Origin of the sequence: Streptomyces sp. AHU1, assembly GCF_045343905.1 — a bacterium.
Taxonomy (GTDB): domain Bacteria; phylum Actinomycetota; class Actinomycetes; order Streptomycetales; family Streptomycetaceae; genus Streptomyces; species Streptomyces triticiradicis.
The window spans coordinates 2,462,696-2,480,262 of sequence record NZ_CP174283.1; the positions used below are offsets into that span (position 1 = coordinate 2,462,696).

The window sequence follows — 17,567 nt, forward strand, 5'->3', positions numbered from 1 at the left end:
AGCGGAGAGTGGGGTTCGGGGGAGGGAAGGCCGTGGAGCGAGCTCGGCCGGAGGGCTCAGGGATTGGCCGAGTCGCTGATCCACCAGGCGGCCGTCGAACCGGGCAGGACGCCGGGCGTGCAGGGGCCGCTGGAGAGCAGCGGGGTTCCGGAGACCGGCGCGGGCGTCGGCGCGGAACCGAAGTTGACGGCGCACACCAGGCCGTCGCCGCGGACGAAGCCGAGGACGCCGGGCCGGGTGTCCAGCCAGCGCAGCTCGCCGTCACCCAACTGGGGCAGTCCGGAGCGCAGTTGGAGTCCGTCGCGGTAGAGGTGCCAGAAGGAGCGGGTGTCGGCCAGGGCGCGGTCGGTCGCGTACTCGGCGAAGTAGGCGGGCTGCGGCAGCCACGGCTTGGCGCTCTCCGCACCCGAGGTGAAGCCGAACGGCGACGCGTGCCCCGACCAGGGCAGCGGCACCCGGCAGCCGTCACGGATGCGCGCGCGGCTCCCGGTGCGGCGGAATATCGGATCGGTGAGCACGTCGTCGGGAAGGTCGACGACCTCGGGCAGCCCGAGTTCCTCGCCCTGGTAGATGTACGCGGCTCCGGGCAGCGCCAGCATCAGCAGCGCGGCGGCCCGGGCCCGGGCGGCGCCCAGACCGCTGCCCTCGGTGCCCAGTTCGCCGTAGCGGGTGACGGTGCGGACCTGGTCGTGGTTGTTGAGCACCCAGGTGACCGTGGAGCCGGTGCCGGCGATGTCCTGCATGGCCTCGGAGATGACCTTGCGGAAGGCGTCGGCGTTCCAGGGCGCGCTCAGCAGGTCGAAGAAGAAGGCCTGGTGCAGCTCGTCCTGGCGTACGTACCGGGCGTGCTCGCGCGCGGTCGGCACGGAGACCTCGCCGACGAGCAGCCGTTCCCGGCCGTCCTCGGCGGTGTACTCCTCGCACACCGATCGCCAGTGGCGCCAGACACCGTGCACCTCCGGCTGGTTCCAGGCGAGCGGGTTGACCGAGTCGCGGGTGCGGGCGTCGGCCTCGGGGTCGGGCGAGTCCGGCAGGCCGGGGTGCTTGTAGAGCCCGGCGGCCACGTCGATGCGGAAGCCGTCGACGCCCCGGTCGAGCCAGAAGCGCAGTACGTGGTCGAAGTGATCCCCGACCTCGGGGTTGCGCCAGTTCAGGTCGGGCTGCTCCGGCGTGAACATGTGCAGGTACCACTGACCGGGGGTGCCGTCCCGCTCCGTGACCCTGCTCCAGGAGGGGCCGCCGAACATCGCGTGCCAGTTGTTGGGCGGTTCGGCGCCGTCCGGTCCCCGGCCGTCGGCGAAGTGGAAACGGGCGCGGGCGGCGCTGCCGGGCGCCGAGTCCAGCGCCTCACGGAACCACGGGTGCTCGCTGGAGCAGTGGTTGGGGACGATGTCCAGGAGCACCCGGACGCCGAGGCGCCGGGCGTCCGTCATCAGCAGGTCGAACTCGGCGAGGTCGCCGAAGAGCGGGTCCACGTCGCAGTAGTCGGCCACGTCGTAGCCGTGGTCCTGCTGCGGCGAGGGGTAGAAGGGGCTCAGCCAGATGCCGTCGACCCCGAGCTTCTTCAGATACGGCAGTCCGGCCCGGACGCCGGCGAGATCACCGATGCCGTCCCCGGTGCTGTCCAGAAAGCTCCGGACGTACACCTGGTAGATCACTGCGTCGCGCCACCAGCGGTGCGTGTTGAGCGTCACCCGTTGACCTGTCTGTGCGTGCCTTCGGTTATGCATGCATGTTAGGTAGGCGTGTCGCGGAGATGTCAACGAGTAGACGGCAGTTATCGAGAGGCCGACCCTTTAAATGGGCATTTTTGGGCCCGCTCCGCACGAGATGAGACGGTGGCGTTACCTAACATGTAACTAGGAAGAGGTCGCTGAATGCGACGGAGAAGGGGTGAAGAAGGGGTTCAGCCCCGGCGCGAGACGTCGGCCAGCTCGCGCGCCAGCCGGCGCACGGCGGCCTCGGGCGTCTGGCGCCCGGTCATCGCGTCGTGCACGACGGCCTGCACGACGAGGCTCACCTGGTCGTAGCGGGGACTCTTGGGGCGCGGCGCCGCGGCGCGCACACCGGCACGCAGCGTCGGCAGGTACGGGAACTCGCGGACCAGCTCCGGATCCTCGTAGAGGTCCGCCCGTACGGGCGGCAGCGCGCCCTTGGTGAGGACCTGCCGCTGCACCCGTTCACTCGTGAGGTACGCGATCAGACGCGCGGCGGAATCGGGGTGCCTGGCCAGCGCGTTGACCGCGAGGTTCGAGCCGCCGAGCACGCTCGTCCCCGGTCCGTCGGGCCCGGGCAGCGGAACCGCGCCCACCTTTCCCGCGACGGCCGATCCCGGGGCGGAGGCACTGACGTAGGCGTAGGGCCAGTTGCGCAGGAAGAGGAGACGGCCGTCTTGGAAGGCCTGTTTGGACTCCTGCTCCTTGTACGTCAGCGCCTTCTTCGGTATCCAGCCGTCGCGGACGCCGTCGGCGAGGAAGCCGATGCCCTCACGGGCAGCCGCGGAATCCACCGTGACGCGCTCGCCCTCGTCGCCGAGGATCGTGCCGCCCGCCGAGTAGACCGCCTCGGCGGCGTTCACGGTGAGTCCCTCGTAGGGCAGGAACTGACCCGCGTATCCGTCGAGCCCGTACTTCGGCGCGATGGTCCTCGCCTGTTTCTCCAGCTCCGCCCAGGTACGCGGCGGCGCGACGCCTTCCTTGGCCAGGATGTCCTTGCGGTAGAGGAGCAGTCCGGCGTTGGTGACGTACGGGACGGCGTACAGCCTCCCGTCGTACCTCGCCGTCTCGACCACCGGAGGCAGGAAGCCGTCGAGCCGGAAGCGGTCGCGGGGCAATGGGGAGATCCAGCCGGCGGCGGCGAACTCCGAGGTCCACGCGACGTCGATGTTGAGGACGTCGAAGCGGCTCCGGTCACCGCCGCGCAGGTCGGTGGTCATCTGCGCGTGGGTCTCGTCCGCGGAGTCGGGGAGTTCGACGAGGGTGACCTTCTCGCCGGGGTGCGCGCGGTTCCAGCCGTCGAGCAGCGGCCCGAGATAGTTGGTGAGATCACCGGCGGTGGCCAACGTCAGCGGACCGCGCCCGCCCTCGCGCGCGCCGTCGGCGGGCGAGCCCGAGGCGACGTAACCGGACAGGACCACCGCGGCGATCAGGAGGCCCCTACCGGCGGCACGTATCCACCGCATAGGTTCCTCCCTGTACACCAGCACCGGACACCTTCGCCCGGGGTCAGAGGCCATGTATACCTGTTAGGTATGGGCGATACTAGGGCCTGCGGCACATTGGCCTCCGGCTCATGAGTGTTCGGCACATGGGCCCGCGACACTCGACGAGCATGCCGTAAGCGGCCGGGACGCCCCGAGGGCGAACGAGAAGAAGAGAGAGAAGAGGGGGGAGGAGAGCACGAGTGCGGCTGCCCCTCCTGGCGCTGCTGGCGCGCGGCCCGGCCCATGGCTACGAGCTCAAGCAGGACCTTGAGCAACTGCTGGGCTCCGCGTACCCTCAGCCGAACGTCGGCCAGATCTACGTGACGCTCGGCCGCCTCGAGAAGTCGGGACTGATCGAGGGCGAAGAAGTCGAGCAGTCGAGCCGGCCCAACAAGAAGATCTACCACCTCACCGACGCCGGGCGTGAGGCGCTGCGCGCCTGGTACGAGGAGACGGCGGACGAACCGCGGGTACGGGACGAGTTCTTCATGAAGCTCGCCCTCGCACCGCAGACCGGTCTCGCCGACCAGATCGCCCTGATCAACAAGCAGCGGCGCCGGTATCTGAACACCATGCGCGAATTGTCGAAGCTCGCCACGACCGAGAACCGGGACAACCGCATATCCCAGCTGCTCATCGAGGGCGCCATGCTGCATCTGCAGGCCGATCTCGACTGGCTGGAACGCTGCCAGGAGGAGTTGGAGGAGCAATGAGCCGCACCCCTCCCGCGTCGCACGCCGAGAACCCGTCGACGCGGCCCGAGAGCCCTTCGCCGTGTGCCGGGGAGGCCGCCGTGCTGCGCGCGGAGAACCTGGTCAAGACCCACTACGGCGAAGGGGCTCCCGCACGTGCTGTGCGCGGCGTCGACCTCTCCGTACGGCGGGGCGAGTTCGTGGCCGTCACCGGCCCTTCCGGCGCCGGGAAGTCGACCCTGCTGCATCTGCTCGGCGGGCTCCAGCGGCCGGATTCCGGCAGCATCTGGCTGGACGGCGTCCGCACGGACGGATACGGCGAGGCCCGCTGGGCGGTCGAGCGCCGACGCCGCATCGGCATCGTGTTCCAGTTCTTCAACCTGGTGTCGAACCTGTCGGTCGCCGACAACGTCGAGCTGCCCGCCCTGCTCGCCGGGGTCTCCCCCAAGCAGGCGCGCGCCGAGCGCGAACAGCTCCTCGCCGAGCTGGGCCTCCAGGGCAAGGAGCGCAGCATGCCGGGCGAGCTGTCCGGAGGTGAGCAACAGCGCGTCGCGCTGGCCAGGGCACTGGTCAACCACCCGCCCCTGCTGCTCGCCGACGAGCCCGCGGGCAGCCTGGACAGCAAGGGCACCCGCGAGGTGACCCGGCTGCTGTCCCGCTTCCACCAGCGCGGTCAGACGATCGTGCTGGTCACCCACGACGCGCGGCTCGCGAGCGCCGCGGACCGGGTGATCAGCTTCTTCGACGGCCGGATCGCCGACGACGCGGAACTCGACGGCACGCCCTCACGGAGCCTGGGGATATCCGGCGTGCTGGAACTGAAGGACTGAAGCGACATGCGCCCCCTCTCGACGACCCCCGTCGCCACCTTCACCTCCCCCGCACCCGCACCCCCCGTCGCCCGCACCTCCCCCGCACCCGCGACCTCCGGCGTCCCTTCCCACGGGCCTTCGACGTCCGTGGGCCGTGTCGGTTCCCTCGCGCCCTCGGCCTCCATCGTCCTCTCCGCCCCCTTCGCTGCCATCGCCGCCCGCGAGCCGAGGGGCTGAGCGGGGATGCGTGCCACGTTGCGCTGGGCGCACGCCGATCTGCGCACCCACCGGGGTGAGGCGCTGTTCATCGTGCTCGCCACCGCCGGGATCGTCACCTCGTTGCTGCTGGCCGCCGCGCTCTTCGGCTACGCGACCAACCCCTGGCAGCGGGTCTTCACCCAGTCGCACGGCGCACACGTATGGATCCATACCGGACCGTCCTCGGACGCGCACAGACTCACCGACGTGGACGGCGTGGACTCCGTCGCGGGCCCCTACCCGACTGCCGCGACCGCCGTCGAATCACGGGGGACCCGTGCCGTGGTCGAGCTGCGCGGCACCACCGAGCAGCCCGTCACGGGGCGCCCGCTGCTCGCCTCCGGACGCTGGCTCGACCCCACCCGGGCGGACGGCGTGGTGCTGGAGAGCAGCCTCGCCCGGGCACTGTGGGCCGAACCGGGCGACACCCTCACCGTGCCCGGCACCACCCGGAAGCTGACCGTGTTGGGCGTGGCCGACAGCGCCGAGCCCCGTTACAGCCCGGGAGAGCGGCCGGGCCTGGTGTGGACGCTCCCTTCGGCGGTTCGCGGCACCGCCGGACGCGCCGGGCAGGTGATCGGGCTGCGGCTGGCCGATGCCGGCGACACGGACTACGCGGTCCAGCGGGCCGTCACCCTCCTCGGCGCCGGCGCGGTCACCGAGGTCTCCTCCTGGCAGCAGGCGCGGGCCGAGGCGCAGGGCGACAACCGGCTGCTCGGGCAGGTTCTCGGTCTGTTCGGCCTCGGCGCGCTGGTCGCCGCCGGGCTCGCCGTGCACGGTGCGATCGGCACGCGTATCCGCGGGCATCTGCGGGACATCTCGGTGCTGAAGGCGATCGGTTTCACGCCGGGCCAGGTGGTACGGATCTTCCTGCTGCAGCACGTGGCGTTCGCGCTGCTGGGCGCCGTGCTCGCCGGCGCGCTCACGCAGGCGCTGGGCGGCCGGGTCCCGGGGCGCCTCGGGGACGCGGTCGGTGTGTGGCAGGGACTGCCGGGACACACCGCGGCGCTCTTCTCGGTGCCCGCGGCCGCGGTGCTGTTCATCGCCGCGACGACCGGGCTCGGCGCGTGGCGGGCCGGACGGGTGTCCCCGGTTCCGGGGCTGCGCGCCGCGGCACCGCCCGGTGGCGGGCTGCCGCGTCCGGCACGCGGAGCGCTGGGGCTGCGGCTGCCGTCCGCGTTGGTCCTGGGCTGGCACAAGGCGTTCACCCGTCGGTCGCGCTCGTCGGCCACGGTCGCCCGTCTCGCACTGCCCCTGCTGCTGATCGTGGTGGCCATGAGCGCCTGGACGACCATCGAGCGCTTCCACAGCAGGCCCGAGCAGTTCGGTCTCGCGGCCGCGCTCACCGTCCGGCCGGACGGGAGTCTGAGCGATTCCGGCGTGCGGGCCCTGCTCGACCGGAACCCACGGGTCACCGGTGTCCACCCGGGCATCCAGGTGCCCGCCCTGGTCCCCGGCCAGACCGGCACGATCGCGCTGCGCGGCCTCGGCACGCACCAGGACCCCTACCCGTTCTCGCTGGCCGAGGGCCGTCCCGCGCGCGGAGCCGACGAGGCGGTGGCGGGTCAGGGCCTGCTCGACCTGCTGGACGTGCGGGTCGGCGACTGGGTGCGCGTGACCGTGGGCGCCCAGCCGCAGATCCTGCACATCGTGGGGCGGAGCATCGAGCCGGAGAACGGCGGCCGGGTCATCTCCACCTCGCTCGACACCCTCCGGGAGAACGACCCGGAACTCCGGCCCACCCTCTACCAGCTCCAGCTGCGCCCCGGCGCGGACCCGCATCAGGTGGCCACGGAGCTGGCCACGGCCGCGCGCGGAGCCTTCGACGTGCACGCCGTGACCAACCCGGCCGACGGGCTCTCGCCGCTCCGCGGAGTCGTCGTGGGACTGATCGCCGTACTGGCCCTGATCGGGCTCATCGAACTGCTCACCGCGATCGGCGGCACCGTCCGGGAGGGCGAGCGGGATCTGCTGGCGCTGAAGGCGATCGGACTGACGCCGCGACAGATCACCGCGATCACCGTGACGGCCACGGGGTGCACGGCCTTCGCGGCGGTCCTCGTCGCCACGGCTGTGGGGCTGCCCCTCGCGCACTGGCTGATCGATGCCCAGGGCAGGTCGAGCGGCATCGGCGCGGGCGTCGCACGGGGACCGTCCGCCGTGCTCCTGCTGCTGTTCGGCGGCGCCGCCGTGCTGGGCGCGGCCGCGCTCGCCGCCCTGCCCGCCGCCCGAGCGGCCCGCCGCCGGCCGGCGGACACCCTGAGCGCGGCGGCCTGACCCCGGTCAGGTTCCGTACGGCCCTGACCCGTACCGGTGCTGCCGCGTACCCGGCGCGGGCGGGTTCCCCTGGGGATGGGGGAGGTACGGACCGCCCTGCGGATACGGTCCCGGCGGGCTGCCGTGGAGACGGGGGGCGTACGGGTTCCCGGGCGGGGCCGTGGGGCGCGGTGTCGGCAGGGTCGCGGGGTGTGCGCGCAGCCGGATGCCGTAGTGGCGGCGGAGCCGGTTCATCTCCAGGACGGCGATGGCGGTGACGGTCACCGGTGCGCCCAGGATGAAGACGATGCCCATTCTGAGGCTGAGCCCGTGCAGGTCACCGGTGACCAGGTCGGGGATGGCCATGAGCCAGGTCGTCACCGAGGCCAGCAGCGGCGGCAGACAGCGGTGCACGGCCGCGGAACCGAAGTAGTTCCCGGACAGCTGCACCGCGCCGTAGGCCACGACGGCGATCAGATAGAGCGCCACGAACCCCAGCGGAACCAGCGCGGCACCTCCGACGGCGGTCGCCAGCTGCATGAGGAGCACGGCGACCACGGCCATGCCGATGAACAGCAGCAGCAGTTTGAGCGAGCCGAGGAGCGGACGCCGCAGCTGCCGGACGGTGCCGGTGCGCCGCCACACGCAGAGCATCGCGCCCACGGTCAGCGGTGTGACGAACAGCAGGACGAGGGCCGCCGTCAGGACGTTGCCCAGGATCTCGTCGGTGTCGAACTTGTGCTGCACGAAGGTGTACACGCCGAACGCCGCGACCGCTCCGGCGACGACCCGCACGCGCTTGAGCCGCTCCACCGACGGATCGACGGGCTCCGGGATCCACACCGGGTGGAACAGCGCCCTCGCCATCCGCCTCGGCTGCAGGAAGGTCCGGACCGTCAGTCCGTCCCTCGTCCATCTCTCCCGTGTCCCGGCCAACTCCCGCTCCCCCGAACGATCGTCATCGTGATCGCCAGGGATGTTACGGGAAGCGGGCGGACTCCCGCCGCCCGCTTCCCCTCATTCGGGCTCAACGGCCTCGCAGCGTCCGGTACTTGGCGACCAGGGCCTTGGTCGACCCGTCCAGTCCGGGTACGTCGGCGCCTTCGGTCAGGGCGGGTTCGACGCGCTTGGCGAGTACCTTGCCGAGTTCGACGCCCCACTGGTCGAAGGAGTCGATGTTCCAGATCGCGCCCTGGACGAACACCTTGTGCTCGTAGAGGGCGATGAGCTGGCCGAGGACCGAGGGGGTCAGCTCGGCGGCGAGGATCGTGGTCGTGGGGTGGTTGCCCTCGAACGTCTTGTGCGGCACCAGTTCCTCGGGCACGCCCTCGGCACGGACCTCCTCGGGGGTCTTGCCGAAGGCCAGCGCCTGCGTCTGCGCGAAGAAGTTCGCCATCAGCAGGTCGTGCTGGGCCGCGAGCCGGTCGCTCAGTTCACCGACCGGGTTGACGAAGCCGATGAAGTCGGCGGGGATGAGCTTGGTGCCCTGGTGGATGAGCTGGTAGTAGGCGTGCTGGCCGTTGGTGCCGGGCGTGCCCCACACCACCGGGCCGGTCTGCCACTGGACCGGGTCGCCGTCGCGGTCCACGGACTTGCCGTTGGACTCCATGTCCAGCTGCTGGAGGTAGGCGGTGAACTTCGACAGGTAGTGCGAGTACGGCAGCACCGCGTGCGACTGCGCGTCGTGGAAGTTGTTGTACCAGACACCCAGCAGCCCAAGCAGCAGGGGCGCGTTGGCCTCCGCGGGGGCGGTGCGGAAGTGCTCGTCGACCAAGTGGAACCCGTCGAGCATCTCCCGGAACCGCTCCGGGCCGATCGCGATCATCAGCGCCAGGCCGATCGCCGAGTCGTAGGAGTAGCGCCCGCCGACCCAGTCCCAGAACTCGAACATGTTCGCCGTGTCGATGCCGAAGTCCGACACCTTCTGCGCGTTCGTCGACAGGGCCACGAAGTGCTTGGCGACCGCCTCCTGACCGGCCTTCAGACCGGTCAGCAGCCACTCGCGCGCCGAGGTGGCGTTGGTGATGGTCTCGATGGTGGTGAACGTCTTGGAGGCGATGACGAACAGCGTCTCCGCCGGGTCCAGGTCCCGTACCGCCTCGTGCAGGTCCGCGCCGTCCACGTTCGAGACGAACCGCACGCTCAGCGAGCGGTCGGTGAAGGAACGCAGCACCTCATAAGCCATCGCCGGGCCCAGGTCCGAGCCGCCGATGCCGACGTTGACGACGTTCTTGATGCGCCTGCCGGTGTGCCCGGTCCACTCACCCGAACGGACCCGTCCGGCGAAGTCCGCCATCTTGTCCAGGACCGCGTGCACGGCCGGCACCACGTTCTGCCCGTCGACCTCGACCACCGCCTCCCGCGGCGCCCGCAGCGCGGTGTGCAGCACCGCCCGGTCCTCGGTCACATTGATCTTCTCGCCCCGGAACATCGCGTCCCGCAACCCGAACACATCCGTGGCGACGGCCAGCTCGCGCAGCAGTCGCAGCGTCTCGTCGGTGACCAGGTGCTTGGAGTAGTCGACGTGCAGATCGCCGACCTGGAGCGAGTAGCCGGAGCCGCGCCCGGGGTCGGCCGCGAACAGCTCGCGCAGACGGGTGCCGGCGAGTTCCTCGCGATGCTTGGCCAGAGCGGTCCACTCGGGCGTCTGGTTGAGCCTGGTACGGCTTTCTGCGTTCATCTCGGACTTCCGCCTTCTTTCCTGCCTGTGCTGCTGCGTACCTTGCCCCGCTGCCGGTCCCAACCTAATTGATCAGGGCTGGACACGAGCTGTCGTAGTGCGTCCACCGGCTCAACAACAGATACGTCAGGCCGGCCTCCAGGTGTCAGCCCGGTGACGGCGGGAGGGGCCGGGCGGGGGCGGGAAGGCGCGCGGGGCAGCGGGCCGGCGCGTCCGGTACGCGTTCCGGCCCGCACTGCTGCATCGGTGTGACCCGGCCGCCGTTCCCCGTCCGGGCACGACGAACGAGCCTGTCCGCGACGTGGGCGTCCGGCGGTCGGCGCGCGGTGCGGGCATCCGGGCACGGCAAACCCGGCGGCGGGCGGGATCGCGGCCGTGAAGTCACCGCGAAACGGTTCCGGCCAGGCATCCGTGGATGCCCGGCCGGTTCTCAACTCCTAGATCTCGCCCCGCAGTTTGGCGAGCGCCTCGGCGAGGATCGCCTCGCCGTCCGCGTCGCTGCGCCGCTCCCGCACGTACGCGAGGTGCGTCTTGTAGGGCTCGGTGCGCGGCGGGTCCGGCGGGTTGTCCCGGTCCTGTCCGGCGGGGAAGCCGCAGCGGGGACAGTCCCAGGTGTCGGGAACCTGCGCGTCGCTGGCGAAGCTGGGCTGCGTCTCATGCCCGTTGGAGCACCAGAAGGAGATGCGCAGCCGCGGCGCGGACTCGCCGCGCTCGGCCTCGCCCATCGGCCCCGCCCCGACCCGGCTTCCTCGGATCGCGTTGCCACTTGCCACGGTCGTAACTCCCTGCGTGATGGTGCCGCGAAGCGAGTCGGCGTTTCGCTTCGTTGCGAGCGCCTCAGTCTACGTAAGGCCCAACGCGCGTCCAGTGATTGGAGTTACATCCCCACCCCTAGACGCAAGCCCCATGATAGGCGGCGCTTGGAGGCGCGTACCGGACATGGGGCCTTACGTGCGGAATGTGCTTGCGTGATGTGCAGTTGTGCTGCCGTACCGACGTCGATCGGTGATCAGTTGTTGATCTTCGTCAGGATGCCGAGCACGACGATGCACACGAACCAGAGCAGACCGATCAGGAGAGTGATGCGGTCGAGGTTGCGCTCGGCGACCGAGGAGCCGCCGACGGACGACTGCATGCCGCCACCGAACATGTCGGAGAGGCCGCCGCCCTTCCCCTTGTGCATCAGCACCAGCAGCATCAGCAGCAGGCTGAAGACGATCAGGGCGATCGAGAACCCCAAAACCACGGCTGGACCAACTTCCTCGGAACTGGATGGACGACGGGGGTCCGGCGCGATGGCACCAGACCCCCGCAAGGGTACGACGAATCGCCGCTACCGCATACTTACTGGTCGCGGAACCGGACGATCTTGACGAACTCGTCGGCGTCGAGCGACGCGCCGCCGACCAGAGCGCCGTCGATGTCGGGCTTGGCCATGATCTCGGCGACGTTCCCGGACTTCACCGAGCCGCCGTACTGGATGCGGACCTTGTCGGCCAGCTCCTGGGAGTACAGCTCGGCGAGCTTGACGCGGATCGCGGCGCAGACCTCCTGCGCGTCGTCGGCGCCGCAGACCTTGCCGGTGCCGATGGCCCAGACGGGCTCGTACGCGATCACGACGGACTCGGCCTGCTCGGCCGGGAGGTCCTTCAGACCGCCCTCGACCTGGGCGAGGGTGTGGGAGACGTGGTTGCCCGCCTCGCGGACCTCCAGCTCCTCGCCCACGCACAGGATCGGGGTCAGACCGTGCCGGTAGGCGGCCTTGACCTTGGCGTTCACGATCTCGTCGGTCTCGTTGTGGTACTGGCGGCGCTCGGAGTGGCCGATGGCCACGTACGTGCACTTCAGCTTCGCCAGCATCGAACCGGAGATCTCGCCGGTGTAGGCGCCGGAGTCCTGCGCCGACAGGTCCTGGGCCCCGTACTTGATCTTGAGCTTGTCGCCGTCGACCAGGGTCTGCACGGAGCGCAGGTCGGTGAAGGGCGGCAGGACGGCGACCTCGCAGGCCTCGTAGTCCTTGTCGGCCAGGGCGAAGGCGAGTTTCTGGACGTGCGCGATGGCCTCGAGGTGGTTGAGGTTCATCTTCCAGTTGCCCGCCATCAGCGGCGTGCGCCCAGAGAGATTAGATGCAGCCATTAAGGTCAGTCCTCCAGTGCGGCGAGGCCGGGGAGCGTCTTGCCCTCGAGGTATTCGAGGGAGGCGCCGCCACCGGTCGAGATGTGGCTGAATGCGTTCTCGTCGAAGCCGAGGGTGCGCACCGCGGCGGCGGAGTCTCCGCCGCCGACGACGGTGAAGCCCTTGGAGTCGACCAGGGCCTGGGCGACCGCCTTGGTGCCCTCGGCGTAGTCGGGGTGCTCGAAGACGCCCATGGGACCGTTCCAGAACACGGTCTTGGCGTCGGAGAGCTTGGCTGCGTACAGGGCAGCGGTCTTGGGGCCGATGTCCAGGCCCAGCTGCCCCTCGGGCATCGCGTGCGCCTCGACGGCGCTGTGCTCGGTGGGCGCCTTGGCCTTCAGGTCCGGGAATCCCGGGGCGACCACGACGTCGACCGGGAGCACCAGTTCGACGCCCTGCTTCACGGCGCGTTCCATGTACTCGGTGACGGCCGGGATCTGGTCCTCCTGCAGGAGGGAGGTGCCGACCTCGTAGCCCTTGGCCTTGAGGAAGGTGAAGGCCATGCCGCCGCCGATCAGGATGCGGTCGGCCTTGCCGAGCAGCTGGTCGATGACGGCGAGCTTGTCGGAGACCTTGGAGCCGCCGAGCGCGACGACGTAGGGGCGCGCGACGTCCTCGGTGAGCTTCTTCAGGACGCCGACCTCGGTGGCGATGAGGTAGCCGGCGTAGTGCGGCAGCCGGGCCGGGAGGTCGTACACGGAGGCGTGCTTGCGGTGCACGGCGCCGAAGCCGTCGCCCACGTAGACGTCGGCCAGGGCCGCGAGCCGGTCGGCGAACTCGCCGCGCTCGGTGTCGTCCTTGGACGTCTCGCCGGCGTTGAAGCGGAGGTTCTCGACGACCGCGACCTGGCCGGGCTGCAGGCCGTCCACCGCTTCGTGGGCGGAGGGGCCGACCGTGTCCTGCGCGAACGCGACCGGCGCGCCGAGCAGCTCACCGAGCCGCTCGGCGGCGGGCAGCAGCGAGAAGGCCGGGTCCGGGGCGCCCTTGGGGCGGCCCAGGTGCGAGGCGACGATGACCTTGGCGCCCGCCGCGGCCAGCGCCCTGACGGTGGGCAGGACGGCGCGGATGCGGCCGTCGTCGGTGATGAGGCCGCCCGCCAGCGGCACGTTGAGGTCGGCGCGGACGAAGACCCGCTTGCCGGTCACTCCTTCGGCGAGAAGCTCGTCGATCGTCTTCATGAAGGAACTCCTAGGGAAGGCTCTGGGGATCCGAGAGGGCTGACCGATCACGCCGACCGGTCACCACGTGGCGCAGGGCCCGGACAGCGCGGCGTCGCGCTGCCCGAGCCCTGGCTCACATCGAGGTGCCTGCTCTGGGAATTAGAGCTGGCCGCCGACGAAGACCGTGAGGTCGACGAGGCGGTTGGAGTAACCCCACTCGTTGTCGTACCAGCCGAGGATCTTCACCGTGTTGCCCTCCTGGACCATGGTCAGGGAGGAGTCGAAGGTGCAGGAGGCCGGGTCGCTGACGATGTCCGAGGACACGATCTGGTCCTCGGTGTAGAACAGGATGCCCTTGAGGTCGCCGTCCTCGGAGGCCTTCTTGAACGCGGCGTTGACCTCGTCCTTGGTGACCTCGCGCTGGAGGGTGACGACCAGGTCGGTGGCCGAGCCGGTCGGGACCGGGACGCGCATGGCGATGCCGTCCAGCTTGCCCTTGAGCTGCGGGAGGACCAGGGCGGTGGCCTTCGCGGCACCGGTCGTGGTCGGGATGATGTTCTCGGCGGCGGCGCGGGCGCGGCGCAGGTCCTTGTGCGGGAAGTCCAGGATGCGCTGGTCGTTGGTGTACGCGTGGACCGTCGTCATCAGACCCTTGACGATGCCGAAGTTCTCGTCGAGGACCTTGGCCATCGGCGCCACACAGTTGGTGGTGCAGGAGGCGTTGGAGATGACGTGGTGGTTCGCCGGGTCGTAGTCGCCCTGGTTGACGCCCATCACGATGGTGATGTCCTCGTCCTTGGCCGGAGCCGAGATGAGGACCTTCTTGGCGCCGCCGGCGATGTGCTTCTCGGCGTCGGCCTTCTTCGTGAAGATGCCGGTCGACTCGATGACGATGTCGACGCCCAGCTCGCCCCACGGGATGTCGGCGGGGTTGCGCTCGGACAGGACCTTGATGGTGTGTCCGTCGACGGTGATCGTGTCGGCGGTGTGCGACACCTCGGCCTTGAGGCGGCCCAGAATGGTGTCGTACTTGAGCAGGTGGGCGGTGGTCGCGGTGTCACCCAGGTCGTTGACAGCCACGATCTCGATGTCAGCACCCTGCTCGAGCAGCGCGCGGAAGTAGTTACGACCGATGCGGCCAAAGCCGTTGATGCCTACGCGGATCGTCACGAACCGATCTCCTCGTTAGGTACGCCGACTCAAGTGTCGGCGAGTTGTATGGGATGTCCCCGACCGCCTCCGACCCTACCTCCCCCAAGGCCCCGGAGTGACATCGAGCACGGCCATACACGACAGGGCGATCCGTACCCGTCAGTAGGGGTACGGATCGCCCGTTCTGTTCATGTGATGGTCACGTGCGGTCAGCTGTCGAGTGCCGAAAGCGCCTTTCCGATCAGGGTCGCGCGGTCGGCCGCCGCGGCGACGTGCTCCAGGCCGAAGCCCAGCAGCACCGTGTCGTCCGTGGTGACCGCTCCGTACGTCTTGAAGAGTTCCCCGGTGCGCGTCCAGTCCCGCAGGACGGCCGGACTGCCCGCCGGCGGACCGGCGACGCTCCAGGGACCGAGGGAGGACTCGAAGCCCTCCGTCTCGGTGGCGGTGCCGCCGACCACGAGGGAGGCGTCGTCCACGAGGAGGCCGTGGCCGCCCGAGCCCGGGTCACTGATGTAGCTGAACGAGACCTCGATCGACCTGCCGGCATAGGCGCTCAGGTCGAAGGAGACCTGCTGCCAGCCGCTGGAGGCGCCGGTGAGGCTGTTCCACGCGCCGCTGGAGCCCGTGGCGGTGCAGCCGGCCGCGCTCACGGTCAGGTAGTGCTTGATCCACGGGTGCTCCCGGGCGAGGAAGCCGGCCTCGCACTCGGCCGGGACCGCGGTCGTGGTGGCACCGCCCGCCTCGGGGAGCGTGGTCCAGTCGTCGGCCCCGGTGGTGTGGACCTCGACGACCGCGTGGTCGTAGCCGGGCTCGGTGTCCCACAGCACCTGGGAGCGCAGCGTCGGCTTGTCGGCGGCGGTGACCTTGGTGAGGTCGACGGTGCGGGTGAGTCGCTTGTAGGCGTCGTCGGTGTGCACCGCGGCGGCCATGTACGCGCCCGCGTAGGGCCCGTACGGGTTGACGGTCCCGTCGAACCGGCCCGCTCCCGCGCTGGAGGCGAACTGCGGGTAGCGCGCCCCGGCGAGCGAGTCCGAGGTGACGGCGTAGGTGCCCGCCGCGTTCAGCGGGTTGCCGGGCGCGTCGCCGAGCGCTCCCGTGGCGCCGTCGAGCTTCCCGGAACCGGCGAAGCCCTTCGCGCCGGAGGTGGACGTGCGGGAGTAGGCGCCCAGGTAGTACTGGCTGAAGTCGTTCGAGAGGGTGCCGCCGCCGAGGTCGACGCTGCCGCCGGCCAGCTCGCCCGCCTCGACCAGCTTGCCGCCCTCGTTGAGGAAGGCGCGCAGCTGGAGCTGGGTGGCGTTCCCCGGTCGCAGGGCGCCGGTGTAGTGGACGACCGTGCCGAAGTGGCCGAGCACGCCGAGCGCGTCCGGCGCGCCCTGGGTGGCGACGTCCCAGACCAGGGCCTTCTTCCCGGCGGCCCTCAGCGCGTCGACGTAGGTCCCCGCCTGGGTGGCGGCCGCTCCCTCCTCGGCGACCACGAGCACGTCGGCCCGCGGCCGCTGGGCCACGGTGTACGTGAAGCGGTTGCTGGAGGTGGGCTTCCCGCTCCTGGTCCCGCCGGTGAACCAGACCTCGACCTTGTCGCCCGGAGCGCCGCCCCTGACCTTGGCGCGGTACTCGTCGAAGTAGAGGTTGTCCGTGCCGCCGTAGGTCTCGCCGCCCCGCCAGGGCCTGAGCGACGCCTCGTGCGTCCGGCCGCCGTTCACGCGGTACCTGAGCTTCTTGTCGCGTACCGACTTGCGGACGACGACGGAGACCTCCTGGTCGGCGCCGCGGGCGTACGACGTCGTGAAGGCGGCCGGGGTGAAGTCGGGCGCGTCGATGCCCACCGAGGAGGAGGGCCGGTCGGGGTGGGCCGCGGTCTCGGCGACGGAGAGCGCGAAAGAGACGTTCTTCTCGAACTCCTGCTCGATCAGCTTCTCGTCGTCCGGGAAGGTGAAGACCGAGGCGCAGTCCGCCGCGTTCCAGGCGTCGTTCGGGTCGAGGTCCGACGCGGTCTGGCAGGTCGACATCTCGGGGGTGAACATCGCCATGCCGTTGACGTTGCCCGCGTGGCCGTCCGCCTCGCCGTTGGTGGTGTAGAGCTCCGAGGACACCTGCGGGTGGTAGCCCGGGATCGCGGAGTTCTCGGGGGTTCCGGCGAGCGCCTTGTAGAGCACGTCGTCCGGGGTCGGCGTCGCCACCTGCCAGCCCACGCCGTAGAGCAGGAGTTCGGCGGCCGAGTGGTAGTTGATCCCGTACCTGAAGCCGACGCGCTTCTCGAAGGCGTCGAGCGCCCTGGTCTCGGGCTCGGACCCGGGGCTCGCGCCGCGGTAGGTCTCGCTGGTGGGGTTGGGGGACGAACCCTCGTCGTCGTAGCCCCACTTGTAGGCGAAGTTGCGGTTGAGGTCGACGCCGTCACCGGTGGAGATGACACCGTCGCCGTTCACGTCCCGCAGGTTCTTGCGCCACTGGCGGGTGTCGGCGTCCTTGAAGGTGTAGTCGTAGCCGTCGGGGTTGGCCGACAGGACGAACCACAGTTCGGTGGAGTCGACGATCTTCCTGACGCGTTTGTCCGTGGCGTAGTTGTCCAGGTAGTAGTGCATCAGCCGCCGCGTCATCTCCGGCGTGATCCACTCGCGCGCGTGCTGGTTGGACATGTACAGCACCGACGGCTTGGAGCCGTCCTTGGTCTTCCGCGCACCCTTGGTCAGTTTGAGCGCGAGGATGTCCTGGCCGTTCAGGGTCTTGCCGATGGAGACGACCTTGGTCAGGCCGGGGTTGGCCTGCCCCGTCCTGACGATCTCCTCCTTCAGGTTGCCCTTGCCGCTGTACGGGCGGAACACGCCCTGGGCGGCGTCCGCGACCCGGTCCTCCGCCCTGGCGGAGAGCGTGTGCTCGGTGAGGTCGACGCCCTGCTTCTCCAGCTTCCTGGCCTGCTGGTCGGTGACGTAGACCTCGACCGTGCTCCTGCCGTTCTTCCAGGTCGCGTCGCCGAGCTCGTGACCGTCCTGGCCGGCCGCGAGCAGCAGGGGTACCTGCTGCTTCGTGACCTCGGCGCGGAACACCTTCACGGCGTTCCCGTCGGGCTTGGGTGAACCGCCGTCCTGCGCCCGGGCGACCGGCGCCACGGCCGCACCGCCCAGCAGGAGCGCGCCGGCAGCGAGGATCGCGCTCGCTCTTCGTCTCATGAGCCCCCCTTGC

The 17,567-nt window shown here is 70.3% G+C and carries 14 protein-coding genes; 4 read left to right on the forward strand and 10 right to left on the reverse strand.

Annotated features, from left to right (window positions below; translation table 11 throughout):
- Positions 1 to 56 precede the first annotated feature (56 nt).
- Together ACICHK_RS11265 and ACICHK_RS11270 are read right to left on the reverse strand one after the other, a co-directional pair.
- Entirely contained in the window at positions 57 to 1,730 is a 1,674-nt protein-coding gene (locus tag ACICHK_RS11265) for a glycoside hydrolase family 13 protein (protein ID WP_406836785.1), read from the reverse strand.
- Between the two features lie 176 nt (positions 1,731 to 1,906).
- Positions 1,907 to 3,181 (reverse strand): ABC transporter substrate-binding protein, encoded by a 1,275-nt coding sequence (locus tag ACICHK_RS11270; RefSeq protein ID WP_406836786.1) that lies wholly within the window; start codon positions 3,179 to 3,181, stop codon positions 1,907 to 1,909.
- Positions 3,182 to 3,402: 221 nt separating this feature from the next.
- On the opposite strand from ACICHK_RS11270, the gene ACICHK_RS11275 reads away from it, so the two are divergent.
- Genes ACICHK_RS11275 through ACICHK_RS11290 form a run of 4 tightly spaced genes read left to right on the forward strand, consistent with a single transcriptional unit; the run spans position 3,403 to position 7,241 of the window.
- Positions 3,403 to 3,915: a PadR family transcriptional regulator gene (locus tag ACICHK_RS11275; protein ID WP_151470323.1), complete on the forward strand. Its 513-nt coding sequence runs from the start codon at positions 3,403 to 3,405 to the stop codon at positions 3,913 to 3,915.
- Entirely contained in the window at positions 3,912 to 4,724 is an 813-nt protein-coding gene (locus ACICHK_RS11280) for an ABC transporter ATP-binding protein (RefSeq protein WP_225860592.1), read from the forward strand. The genes ACICHK_RS11275 and ACICHK_RS11280 overlap by 4 nt, the downstream gene beginning before the upstream one ends.
- A 6-nt stretch (positions 4,725 to 4,730) precedes the next feature.
- Positions 4,731 to 4,943 carry a hypothetical protein gene (locus tag ACICHK_RS11285; protein WP_406836787.1) on the forward strand — a complete coding sequence of 71 codons (213 nt, stop codon included), beginning with the start codon at positions 4,731 to 4,733 and terminating at the stop codon, positions 4,941 to 4,943.
- Positions 4,944 to 4,949: 6 nt separating this feature from the next.
- On the forward strand, positions 4,950 to 7,241 hold the full coding sequence (locus ACICHK_RS11290; RefSeq protein WP_406836788.1) for an ABC transporter permease: 2,292 nt from the start codon (positions 4,950 to 4,952) through the stop codon (positions 7,239 to 7,241).
- A 6-nt stretch (positions 7,242 to 7,247) separates the two neighbouring features.
- Here the strand turns inward: ACICHK_RS11290 and ACICHK_RS11295 are convergent, their stop codons facing one another.
- The 8 genes from ACICHK_RS11295 to ACICHK_RS11330 form a co-directional block, all read right to left on the reverse strand.
- Positions 7,248 to 8,156, reverse strand: a complete 909-nt coding sequence (locus tag ACICHK_RS11295) for a hypothetical protein (RefSeq protein WP_406836789.1) — start codon at positions 8,154 to 8,156, stop codon at positions 7,248 to 7,250.
- 91 nt (positions 8,157 to 8,247) lie between these two features.
- Entirely contained in the window at positions 8,248 to 9,900 is a 1,653-nt protein-coding gene (pgi, locus tag ACICHK_RS11300) for a glucose-6-phosphate isomerase (protein ID WP_406836790.1), read from the reverse strand.
- A 437-nt stretch (positions 9,901 to 10,337) separates the two neighbouring features.
- Positions 10,338 to 10,673, reverse strand: coding sequence for an RNA polymerase-binding protein RbpA (locus ACICHK_RS11305; protein ID WP_003957010.1), 336 nt, complete (start codon positions 10,671 to 10,673; stop codon positions 10,338 to 10,340).
- Positions 10,674 to 10,909: 236 nt separating this feature from the next.
- The gene (gene secG / locus ACICHK_RS11310; RefSeq protein WP_192582856.1) at positions 10,910 to 11,146 is read right to left on the reverse strand and encodes a preprotein translocase subunit SecG; all 237 of its coding nucleotides are present in this window, start codon (positions 11,144 to 11,146) and stop codon (positions 10,910 to 10,912) included.
- A gap of 98 nt (positions 11,147 to 11,244) precedes the next feature.
- Positions 11,245 to 12,000: a triose-phosphate isomerase gene (gene tpiA / locus ACICHK_RS11315; RefSeq protein ID WP_406841197.1), complete on the reverse strand. Its 756-nt coding sequence runs from the start codon at positions 11,998 to 12,000 to the stop codon at positions 11,245 to 11,247.
- A 41-nt stretch (positions 12,001 to 12,041) separates the two neighbouring features.
- Positions 12,042 to 13,253 (reverse strand): phosphoglycerate kinase, encoded by a 1,212-nt coding sequence (locus ACICHK_RS11320; RefSeq protein ID WP_406836791.1) that lies wholly within the window; start codon positions 13,251 to 13,253, stop codon positions 12,042 to 12,044.
- A gap of 141 nt (positions 13,254 to 13,394) precedes the next feature.
- Positions 13,395 to 14,405 (reverse strand): type I glyceraldehyde-3-phosphate dehydrogenase, encoded by a 1,011-nt coding sequence (gap, locus tag ACICHK_RS11325; RefSeq protein ID WP_406836792.1) that lies wholly within the window; start codon positions 14,403 to 14,405, stop codon positions 13,395 to 13,397.
- A gap of 191 nt (positions 14,406 to 14,596) precedes the next feature.
- Positions 14,597 to 17,554 (reverse strand): M14 family zinc carboxypeptidase, encoded by a 2,958-nt coding sequence (locus ACICHK_RS11330; protein WP_406836793.1) that lies wholly within the window; start codon positions 17,552 to 17,554, stop codon positions 14,597 to 14,599.
- Positions 17,555 to 17,567: the final 13 nt, after the last annotated feature.

Coding starts and splice junctions, on each gene's coding strand:
- ACICHK_RS11265 (WP_406836785.1), bottom strand. CDS start 1,730: ATGCATAACCGAAGGCACGCACAGACAGGTCAACGGGTGACGCTCAAC.
- ACICHK_RS11270 (WP_406836786.1), bottom strand. CDS start 3,181: ATGCGGTGGATACGTGCCGCCGGTAGGGGCCTCCTGATCGCCGCGGTG.
- ACICHK_RS11280 (WP_225860592.1), top strand. CDS start 3,912: ATGAGCCGCACCCCTCCCGCGTCGCACGCCGAGAACCCGTCGACGCGG.
- ACICHK_RS11285 (WP_406836787.1), top strand. CDS start 4,731: ATGCGCCCCCTCTCGACGACCCCCGTCGCCACCTTCACCTCCCCCGCA.
- ACICHK_RS11290 (WP_406836788.1), top strand. CDS start 4,950: ATGCGTGCCACGTTGCGCTGGGCGCACGCCGATCTGCGCACCCACCGG.
- pgi (WP_406836790.1), bottom strand. CDS start 9,900: ATGAACGCAGAAAGCCGTACCAGGCTCAACCAGACGCCCGAGTGGACC.
- tpiA (WP_406841197.1), bottom strand. CDS start 12,000: ATGGCGGGCAACTGGAAGATGAACCTCAACCACCTCGAGGCCATCGCG.
- ACICHK_RS11320 (WP_406836791.1), bottom strand. CDS start 13,253: ATGAAGACGATCGACGAGCTTCTCGCCGAAGGAGTGACCGGCAAGCGG.
- ACICHK_RS11330 (WP_406836793.1), bottom strand. CDS start 17,554: ATGAGACGAAGAGCGAGCGCGATCCTCGCTGCCGGCGCGCTCCTGCTG.